Source organism: Streptococcus agalactiae, from assembly GCF_949788565.1.
Taxonomy (GTDB): Bacteria; Bacillota; Bacilli; order Lactobacillales; family Streptococcaceae; genus Streptococcus; species Streptococcus agalactiae.
The window spans coordinates 267,103-281,957 of record NZ_OX460931.1 but is presented as its reverse complement, the minus strand read 5'-3'; the positions used below and the strand labels follow the sequence as shown (position 1 = coordinate 281,957).

Below are 14,855 nucleotides of genomic sequence, written 5' to 3'. Positions count from 1 at the left end.
TCTAAAATCTATCTGTATAATAGTATTTCCTTATCAGGTGATAAAGATTTTATATCAATAAAAAAGCCTGAAACGAGCTGATTTCAGACTTTAATAATTTTAAAAACTTTGTTTTTTAGCTTTGCGCTCCGCACGCCCCTTAGCACGATTACTTGCTCTACGCTCTTTGCGACGCTTTTCATCAACTTTCCATTGAATTTTTTTCTTGTAACCTGGTTTTATTTTTTTCTTTTTCTTTTTCACAAGTCCAATCATTTCTGTATCTAATTTTTGATAGGACTTTTCACGGTTATTACGACGATCACGGTCGTATGTATCTTGAAATTCACCGTTTTTAATGACTTTAGGAATAAAATTAATACCTAGTTTTTCAAGTTCACGAATATCAGAATCGTCACTTGGCTGATATAAAGTTATAGCAGTACCAGATAAGCCATTACGGCCTGTGCGACCGACACGGTGGACAAAGAAAGATAGGTCTTGAGGTATGGCATCATTGATAACATGGCTAACACCTTCAATATCAATACCACGCGCTGCTAAATCTGTTGCAACGATATATTCAAATTCGAGGTTTTTAACCTGATTCATAATACGTTTACGTTCACGAGGTGCAATCCCACCATGAATTTTAGCTACTTTTAAGCCATTACTAGAAAGGTACGAATGTAATTCGTCTGCACGCTCTTTCGTATTAACAAATATCATTGCAAGATAGGGCTGCATTAGTTTAGAGAGTTCCAAAATTTGTGCATTTTTATCACGTCCTTTAGTGGACAAAAGCCAGTTATCGATGGTATCAGCGATAACTGTTGCTGTTTTGATTTTTTCCATTACAGGATTGGTCAAATATTTCTTTAAAAATGGCTGTAATTTTTGTGGAATCGTTGCTGAAAAGACTAAAATTTGGACATCCTTGGGTAAAGACCCTGCAATCTTATCAACGGTATCAAGAAATCCCATATCTAGAGTCATATCTGCTTCATCAACAACAAAAGTATGCGCCTTATGAATAGCTAAATCACCTGACTTCACCAAATCATAAATTCGTCCTGGGGTTCCAATGACAATATGAGGTTGGCTTACTTTCAACTTTTCAATTTGACGTAATTTGTCAGTACCACCAACATAGTTAACCACCCGTATTTCTTGCTCTGAATGCTCAGCAATTTGTTTAGTTGCCTGATAAATTTGTGTTCCCAACTCTCTACTTGGTGCAGTAATAACAACTTGAACATCATCACTACTTTCATCTAGCTTCTCAAAAATAGGAAGTAAAAAGGTGTGGGTTTTACCAGAACCAGTTTTCGATTCCCCCACAAGATCGCGGCCTGAACGAACAACTGGAATCAATTTAGCTTGAACATCAGTTGGATCGACGAATTTTAACTCATCGAGAGCCCTCTGAATGTATGGTTTAAAATTAAAATCTTTAAATGACATGTCTATTTCCTTACTATTATTATGTTCATTATACCATTAAAGGCTACAAGAAAGCAAAAGGGAATCTGGCAGTCCATACCACATCCCCTAATAAAGTTTAAAGATATAAAATAGCAAGTGTAATAGCGCTCATGAAAATACCAATAGCCCATAAAAAAGCATCTACTTTCCATTCGCTCCATTTATTACCTTTGCCAGACACACCACCTAATTCTAAATGGTGATGAAATGGTGTCATGCGGAAGATACGTTTCCCAACACCAGTTTTCTTCTTAGTATACTTAAAGTATGCTACTTGCAACATCACTGAAGACGTCTCAAAAACATAGACAAAGCCGATAAAAAGCAAGGTCCATTCCTGACGTAAGGCAATTGAAATGGCTGCTAACATAGCACCCAATGCAAGTGAACCAACATCTCCCATAAAGACTTTAGCTGGTTTATGATTAAAGACAAAAAAGCCAAGTAAAGCACCAATCATGATAACGATAATCAATAAAATATCAAATTGCGTTTGATTATAAGCAATGATTCCATAAGTAATCAAACTGATAACAACCGAAATAGAAGCTAGACCATCAATTCCATCTGTTAGGTTCACAGCATTTGAAAAACCAACAACCCAGAAAAGAACAAAAAAAGCGTATAAGTATCCTACTTCAAGGTAAAAACCAAAAATATTTATCGCAGATGTGCCACTTGGTAACACATGGACAAAATAAAAAATTAGACCCGCAATTAGTTGGAGCGACATTTTTTGCTTTGGAGTCAAGCCCTCATTGATTTGTTTAAAAATTTTCAAAAAATCATCTAAAAAACCAATAATTCCATAGATGAGAACAACAGATAAAATACCAAAAGTTGCACCTAAATTACCACTATTTTCTTTAGATAAAATAATACTAAAAATAAGTGAGACAAGAAGAGCAACAATCAAAAATACCGTTCCTCCCATTGTCGGCGTACCTGCTTTGGCTAGATGTTGTTTGACATCTTCATGCATTTGTTGCCCGCCAATTTTCTTCAATTGGTAAAACTTAATGAAGCGCGGAATGGCAATAACTGTCAGGACAAATGCTATGACACCTGCCATTATACTTAAAAACATGTTAATCTCCTATTGTAATTTTGATTTTTTTAATTTTATTGATGGATTTTCCAACATCAATACTTTGTTTTCTTACTTTACCTGAGGTTGAACCTTTATAGGTCACTTTTATACCTGTCCATTTAGCAAACTGTTCAACGTTTGCTTTAGACCAACCATACATATCAGGTAATTCAGTCAGTTTATTTGTTAATACTAGTAGCTGTTCATTCTCAGCAAGATTAGCTCCTGGTCTTTTAGATACTTTAGAAACTTTACTACCATTTCCTAAAATAATTGGCTGAACCAGATTACGACGTAATTCTTCCGCTACATGACCTGGATTTTCACCAACTATTTTTGATAGTTTATATTTTGTCTGATGTTCTGAGTCATTCAATCCCGGTTTTAATATCGTTTCTTTCATTGCTGTTGCTTGTTCTAAAACAGGATTAACAACATCTTTCCAGAATGTGATACTAAATTTTTCGGGTTGTTGGATGGTAACATACATGATGAAGTCAGGATTTTCCGATGGCACCATAGCCACAACTGAGTTAATAGTATCATTTTTTCCTTGCAGATAACCACCACCACCTTCCTGGGCGATTTGGGCAGTACCAGATTTTACTGCAACTGATTGATTCCCCACCTGAATAACTGGGGCACCTGCTGCGTATAATGTACCATAATAAGGATCTGTCCCAACAGTAACCATATAATCACGTGTTTTACTAGCTGCTTCTTTGGAAACTGGTTTTCCAACGACTTCTTTTCGTGCTGTACGAGAAGTCCCTGTATTTGGATCATAAATACTGCTAATAAACTGTGGTTGTAACATAACACCATCATTCGAGATAGACGTAAATGCGCGCAACATTTGAACTTGCGTTACACCAATACCTTGACCAAATGAGCTCATAGCGATAGTTACTTCATTGTCAGATGGGAACAAACCTCCACTTTCATGAAGCATCCCAAAACGTGTTGGGTAACCAAATTTAAACTTAGAAAGATAGTTTAACCATTTATCTCGTCCCATTTTTTGTTCCAAGGTTACCATACCAACGTTACTGGAATGTGCAAACCCTTGTGGAAAAGTCATATAACTACCAGATGATAACCCTTCATTGACATCCCAATCTCGAATAATCGCATCTGCAATTTTATATTGTGCACTGTTATACACTTCAGTAGAGTTAAAATGCTTAGAATCAATTGCAGAGGCTAGAGTCATTACCTTCATTGTTGAACCAGGTTCAAAAAAGTTATCATATAGTAGTGTGTTATAGGTACCCAAATTTTTCTTATCGTAACCTTTAAGGGTAGAAGGATTATAAGTAGGACGCTGACTCGTTGCTAGAATTTCACCCGTTTTAGCGTTGACAACTGTAGCACTCGCAAATTTTCCTTTGGTTTTTTCTGCGAAAACATCCATCTGAGTCTCTAAAACAGTCTGAATAGGCTCTGATAAAGTTGTGTAGATATCCTTACCATTAACCGCCCTACGTTCTGTTGTTGCAGTACCTAAAAGAACATTCCCACTACGGTCTTTTTCGTATGTTACTTTACCATCAGTACCTGATAATACCTTGTTAAGTGCCGCTTCAAGGCCTGTATTACCAACTAATTTTTTTCCATCTCCATCATCCTGAGGAAGAGTAAATCCTATAAATTGTGAAGCAAATATCCCATTTGGATAAATACGCCCCGGACTGGTAGAAAAACCAATTCCTTTGATATCTGACTTTTCCATCGTTTTCTTGATGTCAGCCATCTTGGTATAAGACAATCCTGAACCTGAACTTCCAAAGGAAACTTGAAACAATTTCTTTTGATTGAGTTGTTTTAGGACAAGATTTTTCTTCATGCCCAATTTATTCTCTAAGATACTAGCTACTTTTTCATACTGAGAAGGTTGTACATATAGTTTTTGACCTGTAGCTGTCGTATAGTTCTTTGAGATAATAGCGTAGAGACTATAGGTCGTAGCATCCTCAGCGATAGGATTTCCATTACGGTCGTAAATTGTCCCACGCTTCGCCTGTACTGTCATACTTTGTTGATAGACTTTCTTGGCTTCCTTGGATAAATTAACCCCAAATTTACTATCTGTACCAACGATGATGACAAAGTTGATGATAAAAATGAAAAATAGGAAAATGGTTAAAATCATCAGATTTTGACCTACTCTTTCCCTATTTTTCTGCGGCGAACGCCTATCTCTTATATGGATCACATAATCAAGGAAGATTTTTTTTAGCTTTTTAAAAAAAGTCACAGACTAGTCCACCTTCCGATAAATATTGTCGTTTTGAATTGTTAAACCAGCATCTTTAGCAATTTTAGTAATTCGATCACGATTAGAAAGCTCATTTACTTCTTGTTTAGCATTGTCAAATTCTGTCTGTTTATCGTTGATTTTACTATTTAATTGATTTACTTCTTGTTTAACTTGTAAACTATTACTTTGCAAGTAAATAATACCGACTGCCATGATAATAGCAGTAATTACAATAGCACCATAAAAAGCTTTCTCAATACGAGAGAAAGTCTTGATGTGACGTTGTAAAGTTTGTGTTACTGCTTCAGTTCGTTTTTCATTTGTCATAAGTTTCTTTCTTATTATCGAATACGACGCGCTACTCTCAATTTCGCTGAATGGGCACGATTGTTCGCTTCTAGTTCTTCTTGACTTGGTAAGATGGGTTTACGATTAACGAGCTCCATCTTAGGTTGTAAATCATCTGGTATAAAAGGAAGACCTTTAGGTACTTCTACTGTTGATGCTTCTTTAAAAAGTTGCTTAGTAAGACGATCTTCTAAAGAATGAAAAGTGATGACAGATATACGACCATCAACAGCTAATAAGTCCATTGCTTGTTGTATAGATTCATCTGCAGCTCCTAGTTCGTCATTGACTTCAATACGAATAGCTTGAAAAATTTGTTTAGCTGGGTGACCTTTTTTCTTCAGTTCTTTGGCAGATTTAGACGATTTGATAATCTCAGCCAATTCTGTTGTTGTAGATATTGTTTTTTCAGCTCGTACTTGCTCAATTTTTCGAGCAATTTGTTTTGAAAATTTATCTTCGCCATACTTAAAGAAAATCCTTACTAAATCATGATAACTATAAGTGTTCACAACGTCATAAGCTGTAAGACTCTGCTCTCTATTCATTCGCATATCAAGGGGGGCGTCTTGTTTATATGAGAAACCGCGTTCACGCTCGTCCAGCTGTGGGCTTGATACACCTAAATCATAACAAATACCATTAATTTCCGACACTCCTAATGCTTTTAAGTTAGAAGATAGATTTCTGAAATTATCTTTGATAAAGGTTACTTGACCGGTATCCACATATTTCTTTAAACGTATATGAGCATTGTCAATAGCCTTCTGGTCTTGGTCAAATGCGTAAAGGTGCCCATCTGGGCCTAATTGTGAAAGAAGATATTCGCTGTGTCCTGCCCCACCTAAAGTAGCATCTACATAGATACCATCCGGCTTAATATCAAGCATATCCACAGTCTCGTGCAAAAGCACAGTAATATGATGAAAATCGTTTGTCATAACTTTAATTGTACCATAAATCCTAAACTTTAGAAAAGTAAAAGAGAGACCGATAAATGCAATCTCTCCTATTATAGGTCAACTATTCCCTTACTTGACCAGTTCCATTAATATAGTATTTTGTACTTGTTAAAGCTTCTAATCCCATCGGTCCACGCGCGTGTAATTTTTGAGTCGAAATACCAATCTCTGCTCCGAGTCCAAAAACGAAACCATCTGTAAAACGTGTTGAAGCATTAACATAAACTGCCGCTGCATCTACCATATCCTGAAAAATTTCTGCCCTACTGATATTATTAGTAATGATAGCTTCTGAGTGATGACTACTGTATTTATTAATCCAGCTAATTGCTTGTTCAAAAGAATCTACTACTTTTACTGACATAATATAGTCTAAAAATTCAGTAGCATAATCAGACTCACTTGCAGCAACAGCATTTTCTAAAAGTTGCAAAGCTTCCTCATCGGCACGAAATTCAACTGACTGGTTCGATTCTTTGAGCATTTTCTCCAATTGAGATAAAAATCCCTTAGCAATAGCTTGATGAACAACTAACCCTTCGGCAGCATTACAGACACTAGGGCGTTGGGTTTTAGCATTAATAACAATCTTAGCTGCCATATCTAAATCTGCAAATTCATCAATATAGATATGAACATTTCCAACACCTGTTTCGATAACAGGAATCTTTGACTTTTCCTTCACCGTTTGAATTAATTTTGCACCACCTCTTGGAATTAAGACGTCCACGTAGTCTGTTGCCTGCATTAACTCCTCTGCTACAACGTGACTAGTATCTTCAACTAATTGTACTATATCTGGGTTGTGGCCTGTATCTTGCAATGTTTGGCGCATACAATTAACCAAGGCAGTATTTGAAAAAATAGCATCTTTACCACCACGCAAAATAATAGCGTTCCCTGTTTTAAAAGCTAAACTAAAGGCATCCACCGATACATTGGGACGACTTTCAAATATCATTGCAATAACCCCTAAAGGCACTCTTTTTTTAAGGATTTTTAAACCATCTAAATTTGTATAACCACTAACAACTTGACCAATCGGATCTGCCAAATCTGCTACCTGATAAATACCGTTTGCTATCGCCTGTATGCGGTCTTTGTTTAGTCGTAGACGGTCCACCATAATTTCTGAGATACCATTATCTTTTGCCTTAACAACATCGCGAGCATTCTCAGTCAAAATGGTTTCAGTATCAGCCACTATGTTTCTCGCTAAGTCCCTGAGTATCTCATTTTTACTAGCTGTACTTAATCGTGCTACTGATTGACTAGCTTTTTTAGCATTTTGCCCTAATATTTCAATATACGTCATAACTCAATCTCACTTTCCTTGAGCAAAATAAGTTCCAATATTATGCCCATCTAACACCTTTAAAATATCACGAGGATTGGCGCCATTCATCAATATCATTTGTCCATTGTTATCAAACACCATTTGTGCACTTTTAATTTTACTAAGCATGCCCCCAGTACCAAATTTACTTCCTGCTCCTCCAGCTGACTTGATGATGTCATCGGTGATTTCAGAAACATGACTACGTAAAACAGCATCATCATAAATATTAGGATTTTTATCAAAAAGACCATCAATATCTGACAGCATAATTAATAAATCTGCTTTAGTAATTTTAGCAACGACAGCAGAGAGACGGTCATTATCCCCAAACTTCGTTTTATGATCCATCTCATCCACGCTGACAGCATCATTCTCATTGACGATTGGCAAAATTCCCATAGAGAGCAGACTCTCAAAAGAGTTTGTTACATTTTGCAAACTCTCTGGAAAAACCACAACGTCACGTGTTAATAAAATTTGGGAAACATGAGTTTGATAGTGCGAAAATATCTGAGAATAAAGACTCATCATGGCTACTTGTCCTACGCTAGAAACTGCTTGTTGTTGTGATATTTCTTGAGGACGCTTATCCATTTTCAAAATGTCTAAACCAAACCCCATAGCACCAGATGATACTAAAATCACCTCCATGCCTCTATTCATAAGACTAGAAATAACAAATGCTAAATGGTCTATTTTACTTAAATTAATTTTCCCGCTTGTCTGTACGAGGGAACTGGTTCCTACTTTAATAACAATTCTTCTAGTTGTCTCAAAATGTCTTTTCATAAAAAAATTATATCATAGGCCCTTTAGGAATGCTATCTGAAAACATCATTGAAAATTCACAAGCATTTCCAAGTGTTTTCTTTTATTACTATGCTATAATCTAGAATCGGAAAACGTTTTATAAGTATTAAGGAGATATTATGTCTAGAGAATACATCACCTTGTCAAAAAATATCATCAAACACCTTGGTGGACAAAATAATATTAACAATGTTTACCATTGTCAAACACGCCTTCGCTTTAGTCTCAATGATCCGACGAAAGTAAACCTTGAGCAATTAAAAACTTTAAAAGAGGTAAAAACTGTCGTTATCAGCGGAGGGCAACATCAGATAGTGATAGGGACTCATGTCGCAAAAGTGTTTGAAGAAATTAACTCCCTCATTGAAACTAACTCAACGACTAAAATAGAACAAACCAAAAAAGCCAAAGCAGTTAGTCGAATTATTGATTTTGTTTCTGGGACTTTCCAACCGATTTTACCTGCTTTATCAGGCGCTGGTATGATTAAGGCATTGCTAGCTTTATTACTAGTATTCAAAATCTTGACACCGTCATCTCAAACATATATATTACTAAATCTTTTTGCAGATGGTGTTTTCTATTTTTTACCTATCTTAATCGCCATCACAGCTGCTCAAAAATTGAAAGCTAATCCTATTTTAGCTTTGGGAACTGTTGTCATGCTCCTTCACCCTAATTGGGCTAATTTAGTAGCTTCTGGTAAACCAGTATCCTTATTCCATACGATCCCATTCACACTTACTAACTATGCATCAAGTGTCATTCCCATTATTCTAATTATTTGTGTTCAGGCTTATATAGAAAAATATTTAAAGCAAATTATTCCTAAATCACTGCGTTTAGTGCTTGTTCCTATGTTAATATTTCTCAGCATGGGAATTTTGTCGTTCTCTATATTGGGACCAATGGGTACTATCGCTGGCCAATATTTAGCTGTTATTTTTACTTTTTTATCCAAATACGCCAGTTGGGCACCTGCTTTTCTAGTAGGAGCATTTGCTCCTATCCTAATCATGTTTGGTGTTCATAGTGGAATTGCTGCATTAGGAATCACACAACTAGCGAAATTAGGGGTTGATTCTATTTTTGGACCAGGCATGCTCTGCTCAAATATCGCACAAGCAACTGCAGGTACAGTGGTGACTCTTATAACAAAAGAAAAAAAACTTAAAGAAATTGCTGGACCTGCTGCCATAACAGCTTATATGGGAATCACCGAACCTATCTTATATGGTGTCAACCTTCCGAAACGTTATCCTCTAATAGCCTCACTTATTGGTGGTGGTCTTGGAGGACTCTATGCCGGTATAATGAACGCTCACCGCTTCGCTGTAGGCTCTTCTGGTCTACCAGGTCTGTTTCTTTATATCAGTCATACTTCAACACATCTTTTTATTACCATGCTTATTGCAGTTATCATTACTGTAAGCACAACTGCTATATTGACATTCATTCTAGCACAATATTACGAAAAACAAGTTAGCATCAGACAAAGAGACTAGGTTATCCCTAGTCTCTTTGTCTGATAAGATATAATAGATAGCAATAAAAATCAAATATTTTAGAGCTAAAACTAGCGTTATTAAACAAAGGATTACAGTGGCTGCCTTCCAACCGTAAAGTCCACAACAAGCCTTTATTTTATCCGCTATAACTATCTCAGTTATTAAGCATTATTCTTACTGTATGATTTTTCTAAAACCTTTTTACTAAACAAGCTTCTTCCAAAAATTTTTTAGCAGTAAGTATTGGCAAATTGATAATATGAGCAACCCAATGATAAGGATTATGATATTGACAGCTACAGTATTCCATACCATTGACCAAAAAATACTTATTCCAATAAGAAAACTACCTATTATCATCATTCCAAACAATGAACCAACTAACAGCCATTGGCCTAACCCTCTATTAAATAGTTGCGTAACCTCTTGCCAATTCAAGAACAAATGTTTATAGTCACGTCTATAAATAAACTGGCCTTCGATAAGTCCCATGAAGACTAGACCTAAAATGAAGCTCAATAAAACGAGGATTGATAGTTTAAGTAGAAAGAATCCTACCAAGAAATAAATAAAAGTAGGAACTGCAAGTTGTAAGGTTATCAAAGTTACAAATTTATGCTTCAAGAAATACGAAAATGATATAGGCAAACTTTTTATAAAGTAGAAATTACTTTTTTCTAAAGAAATACCTACCCCTACAATGCTAGCTGGCATCACACATAAACTACCTATTAATATTCCTGCTAGAAAAGCTATCCCAAAATAATTTTCATTAAAAAATCGACCAATCTCTTTACCATTATTCAAAATTGGAACAATGAACATTGCTAGATATAATAGTGGCATTAAAAATGTATTTGTCAATAATGTCGCATTTTGTAAACTTGATAAATGGTGTTTAACAAGAGTTTTATTAATTGACTCACGTTTACTAAAATCGATTTGACGATGGACTTTTCTCTGCTTGACCTGTCCATACAACAACTCCTGATAGTAGCGTGGCATAACCCATTTATAAATAGCACCTATCAAGAATAAAATGATTAAGAGCGGGAGATAATAGTTGAGGAGACTCTCCATACTAAATGGCGCTGTAACAATATCATAATAACCTCTGACATAAGGGATTGGAGCGATATCTTGTAATTTCCCTTGTACCATCTTTTGACTCGTCATATTCACAAATAATAAGGGAACTATTGCTCCAAATGTAGCTAGTGAAATTAATATAGTAGAAATAAGTTTCCGATTAGCACTTCGAATAATGGCACGGCCTATTAAACTATTAATATACAATGAAATCACCGTTACCGATAAAAATAAAATAGCAAAATTTATGATTGCTAGGAGGACCGCAAGTGGGCCACCTATTATACGCCAATAAGCCACAATCATTAAGGTTAGGATTGGCATTAGAAAAGTTACAGACATCCCAAATGTTGCAAAAATTTTAGCAACATAGAGCTCTTCAGATTTAATAGGCAAATAAGCATATTGTTTAACATCGTCACTCTCATAGAAAACACTGTACATCGCAATAAAAGAGTAGATAATGGATACTAGTGTAAAGATACCAATGTAGAACGTGAAGTAGCCCGGATATTCTTTAAAATCAAGTGATACAAAGAGAAATACATAAATTATTGAAAAGAGCAAAATCTGAAATAACTGATTTCTAAACATGGATTTATAAGCTGAAAATTCTTTTTTAGGATGTTTTTCTTGCTTTTTTCTTAGTGCCGATAGAGTCTGAGGGTTTGAATAAAGGATATTAATTTTTACGAGTTCCCAGATACGTGACCAATTCATACTTTATCCCTCCCTACTAGCTTGACGTCCTGCTAATTCCAAATAGATAGTTTCCAAATCTTTATCTGGATATTTCATTTTTAACTCACCTAAGCTACCGACAAAGATTAATTTCCCTTGTTTCAAAATACCTATTCTGTCGCATAACTGTTCTGCAACTGCTAAGACATGTGTTGAAAAAATAACTGTTTTTCCATTTTTAGCATGTTCTTTCATCATTTCTTTCAAATCAAAAGAAGCTTGAGGGTCTAAACCAGTTAACGGCTCATCTAGAATCCAAATGTCAGGATTTGGAAGAAGGGCACCTATAACAATGACTTTTTGACGCATACCATGTGAAAAACTTTCAATAGGATTATAGCGTTGCTCCTCTAGTTCAAATATGTCTACCAATTTTGTGATACGTGCTTCAATATCTTCTGGGGCAACGTCATAAATTTTAGCTAAAAAGTACCAGTATTCCTCTGCGGTTAAATTTAAGAAAATATCTGGCGAGTCCGGTACATAACCTATTTTTTTCTTAATTTGGTCACGATGTTCTGTCAAAAGTAGGTCATCAATATAGACTTGGCCATAAGTTGCATCAATAATAGATGTTAGAATACTAATTGTCGTTGTTTTTCCTGCTCCATTGTGACCTATTAATCCAAAAATCTCACCATCTTTAACAGAGAGGGTTAAATCACTGAGAGCTTCTTTTTCTCCGTATACTTTCGAAACATGTTCAAACTTAATCATAAAAATCTCCTTTTATCTCCTAATGATTTCCAAATACTTTAGAAAGCAATCCCGTTGTTACCTTATTTTGCTCATATCTCTCAGACAATTTTTTAGCAGATTTTTTCAATTCCTTAACTGTAGCTAATGACTCGAAAGATTTTTCTATCTCATTATTTTCCAATTGCTGAGTTAACTCATAAGCAACACGAGGTACATCGCTAGTTTTTATCAAACCATTCGATGCTGATAATAGTATTGATGATAGCACTGCATCTTCACGGACAGATATATCATTGTAAGTATGCTGTATCTGCCGATAAAAATCACGACACTCCTTCTTCATAAACAAACCTTTCTAAAAAGATAATTAATAATAGTTGTATTATTTTATATATACAATAGTTTTATCAATTATACTGCGCTATGGAATGTTTGTCAAACGTTTTCAAAAAAGAGTGCTTTCCATCACTTATCAGTCTATCAAAACTATTCTCAAATCCATCCTATATCTTACAAAAAAGAAGTTGAGGTATCTTTCCCAACTTCTTCATGCTCTTAAAGTTCTTTATATAGCGATACAGCATTCTCAACTGTAAAGCCATACTCTTCGAAAATTCTGTTACCTGGTGCTGATGCTCCCCAAGTATCAATAGTAAGTGTTAGCCCATTTAAACCAACATATTTACCCCAACCGAAGCTTGATCCTGCCTCAATAGCAAGACGTTTTGTAACAGCTGATGGAAGCACTTGCTCTTGATATGAAGCCTCTTGTTCATCAAAAATGTTTTGTGCTGGCATAGATACGACGCGAACATGGATGCCCTCTGACTCAAGTTTGTCTTGAGTATCTAAAGCTAATTTAACTTCTGAACCTGTTGCAATGATGATACCATCAAGTTCACCTTTAGCTTCTGATAAAATATAAGCACCTTTATTAACCCCTTCTTGGGCTAATTCTGATGTTCCTTCAAGAACTGGTAAGTTTTGACGTGTTAAAACAAGCATCGTTGGTCGATCTGTCTCTGATACAGCTCGTTGCCATGCAGCGTTTGTTTCATTACCGTCTGCGGGACGGATAACGTTCAAATTAGGCATTGAGCGCACTGATGCTAATTGTTCTATTGGCTCATGAGTTGGCCCATCTTCTCCAACAGCAATAGAATCATGTGTCATAACATAGACAGTTGGCAAGTTTTGAAGTGCAGCCATACGTACTGCTGGTAACAAGTAGTTTGAGAAGACAAAGAACGTACCCCCATAAACACGAGTCCCACCGTGAAGCGCAATTCCATTCATTGCAGCAGCCATTGCAAATTCACGTACACCAAACCAAATATTACGCCCAGCGTAGTTACTTGCTTGGAAATCTGTTTCTGCTGCTACCATTGTGTTATTAGAAGCTGAGAGGTCTGCTGACCCTCCCCAGAGGTTCGGTAATTGAGTCGATAATTGTTGAATAGCTTGTTGGCTTGAAACACGACTAGCCACTGATGAACCTAGGTCATGAGCTTTCAGTTCAACTGTCTCAGCTTGGCCAGCAAAAGCTTCTTTGTATTCAGTTGCTAATTCTGGATACTCAACTTCATATTTAGCAAAAAGATCATTCCATGCCTCTTCTGCCTTCGCACCACGCGCTTGAAGATCTGAGGCAAATCGATCTGCAACTTCAGCAGGAACAGTAAAGTCTGGATATTCCCATCCATAAGCCTTCTTGGCAAAAGTAATACCTTCTGCACCAAGTGGCGCTCCATGAACTGAAGATGTTCCCTGTTTCTCTGCGCCAAATCCAATAATAGTTTTAACTTCAATAATGGTTGGTTTATCAGTTTCAGCTTTAGCAGCTTCAATTGCTGCAGCAATCGCTTCTAAATCATTACCATCTTTAACTAAGATATGTTGCCAACCATATGATTCAAAACGTCCTTTAACATCTTCTGTAAATGATTGAGATGTTGGACCATCAAGTGAGATATCATTTGAATCATAAAGAAGGACCAATTTACCAAGTTTTAAGTGTCCAGCAAGACTGGCAGCTTCTTGGCTAACACCCTCCATCAAACAACCATCACCATGAAGTGTATAAGTGTAATGATCAACTAAATCAAAGCCTGGTTTATTAAATTTAGCAGCCAAATGAGCTTCAGCCATTGCCATACCAACAGCATTAGCAATACCTTGCCCTAAAGGTCCAGTTGTTGCTTCTACACCATCAGTATGGTTAACTTCTGGATGTCCAGGTGTTTTTGATCCCCATTGGCGAAATTGTTTTAAATCATCAATTGATAAATCATAGCCAGCTAAATGAAGTAGGCTATAAAGAAGAGCTGAACCATGCCCAGCTGATAGCACAAAACGGTCACGGTTTGTCCAATTGCGACTTGTTTTTGGGTTTACATTTAAGAATTTATTCCAAAGCACATAAGCCATAGGCGCAGCTCCCATAGGAAGACCTGGGTGCCCAGAATTTGCTGCTTGGATAGCATCAATAGAAAGCGTGCGGACTGTATTAACCGCTAATTGATCAATGGTGTCAAATGTCATGATA

General features: G+C 36.2%; 12 protein-coding genes. 1 reads left to right on the top strand and 11 read right to left on the bottom strand.

What is annotated here, in order from left to right:
* Nucleotides 1-99: 99 nt before the first annotated feature.
* From QOR44_RS01650 to proB, 7 genes are all read right to left on the bottom strand, one after another.
* Complete coding sequence (locus tag QOR44_RS01650) at nucleotides 100-1,443, bottom strand: DEAD/DEAH box helicase (protein WP_000008549.1); 1,344 nt, start codon at nucleotides 1,441-1,443, stop codon at nucleotides 100-102.
* Nucleotides 1,444-1,540: 97 nt separating this feature from the next.
* Nucleotides 1,541-2,551 (bottom strand): phospho-N-acetylmuramoyl-pentapeptide-transferase, encoded by a 1,011-nt coding sequence (gene mraY / locus QOR44_RS01645; RefSeq protein ID WP_000480020.1) that lies wholly within the window; start codon nucleotides 2,549-2,551, stop codon nucleotides 1,541-1,543.
* A 1-nt stretch (nucleotide 2,552) separates the two neighbouring features.
* Entirely contained in the window at nucleotides 2,553-4,811 is a 2,259-nt protein-coding gene (pbp2x, locus tag QOR44_RS01640) for a penicillin-binding protein PBP2X (RefSeq protein ID WP_000142542.1), read from the bottom strand.
* 3 nt (nucleotides 4,812-4,814) lie between these two features.
* A complete protein-coding gene (ftsL, locus tag QOR44_RS01635) occupies nucleotides 4,815-5,141 on the bottom strand; it encodes a cell division protein FtsL (protein ID WP_000180568.1) in 327 nt (108 codons plus the stop codon).
* Between the two features lie 14 nt (nucleotides 5,142-5,155).
* Entirely contained in the window at nucleotides 5,156-6,103 is a 948-nt protein-coding gene (gene rsmH / locus QOR44_RS01630) for a 16S rRNA (cytosine(1402)-N(4))-methyltransferase RsmH (protein WP_000180266.1), read from the bottom strand.
* An 82-nt stretch (nucleotides 6,104-6,185) separates the two neighbouring features.
* On the bottom strand, nucleotides 6,186-7,439 hold the full coding sequence (locus QOR44_RS01625; RefSeq protein ID WP_000221014.1) for a glutamate-5-semialdehyde dehydrogenase: 1,254 nt from the start codon (nucleotides 7,437-7,439) through the stop codon (nucleotides 6,186-6,188).
* A gap of 9 nt (nucleotides 7,440-7,448) precedes the next feature.
* Nucleotides 7,449-8,252 carry a glutamate 5-kinase gene (gene proB, locus QOR44_RS01620; RefSeq protein WP_000820352.1) on the bottom strand — a complete coding sequence of 268 codons (804 nt, stop codon included), beginning with the start codon at nucleotides 8,250-8,252 and terminating at the stop codon, nucleotides 7,449-7,451.
* Nucleotides 8,253-8,392: 140 nt separating this feature from the next.
* On the opposite strand from proB, the gene QOR44_RS01615 reads away from it, so the two are divergent.
* Nucleotides 8,393-9,778, top strand: coding sequence for a PTS transporter subunit EIIC (locus QOR44_RS01615; RefSeq protein ID WP_001865878.1), 1,386 nt, complete (start codon nucleotides 8,393-8,395; stop codon nucleotides 9,776-9,778).
* Between the two features lie 207 nt (nucleotides 9,779-9,985).
* Here QOR44_RS01615 and QOR44_RS01610 read toward each other — a convergent pair whose 3' ends face one another.
* The 4 genes from QOR44_RS01610 to tkt form a co-directional block, all read right to left on the bottom strand.
* Entirely contained in the window at nucleotides 9,986-11,590 is a 1,605-nt protein-coding gene (locus QOR44_RS01610; RefSeq protein WP_001104587.1) for an ABC transporter permease, read from the bottom strand.
* Nucleotides 11,591-11,593: 3 nt separating this feature from the next.
* Nucleotides 11,594-12,328 (bottom strand): ABC transporter ATP-binding protein, encoded by a 735-nt coding sequence (locus tag QOR44_RS01605; protein ID WP_000589162.1) that lies wholly within the window; start codon nucleotides 12,326-12,328, stop codon nucleotides 11,594-11,596.
* A 19-nt stretch (nucleotides 12,329-12,347) separates the two neighbouring features.
* Complete coding sequence (locus tag QOR44_RS01600; RefSeq protein ID WP_000711207.1) at nucleotides 12,348-12,653, bottom strand: bacteriocin immunity protein; 306 nt, start codon at nucleotides 12,651-12,653, stop codon at nucleotides 12,348-12,350.
* 212 nt (nucleotides 12,654-12,865) lie between these two features.
* Nucleotides 12,866-14,851 (bottom strand): transketolase, encoded by a 1,986-nt coding sequence (tkt, locus tag QOR44_RS01595; protein ID WP_000141866.1) that lies wholly within the window; start codon nucleotides 14,849-14,851, stop codon nucleotides 12,866-12,868.
* Between the last annotated feature and the right edge of the window lie 4 nt (nucleotides 14,852-14,855).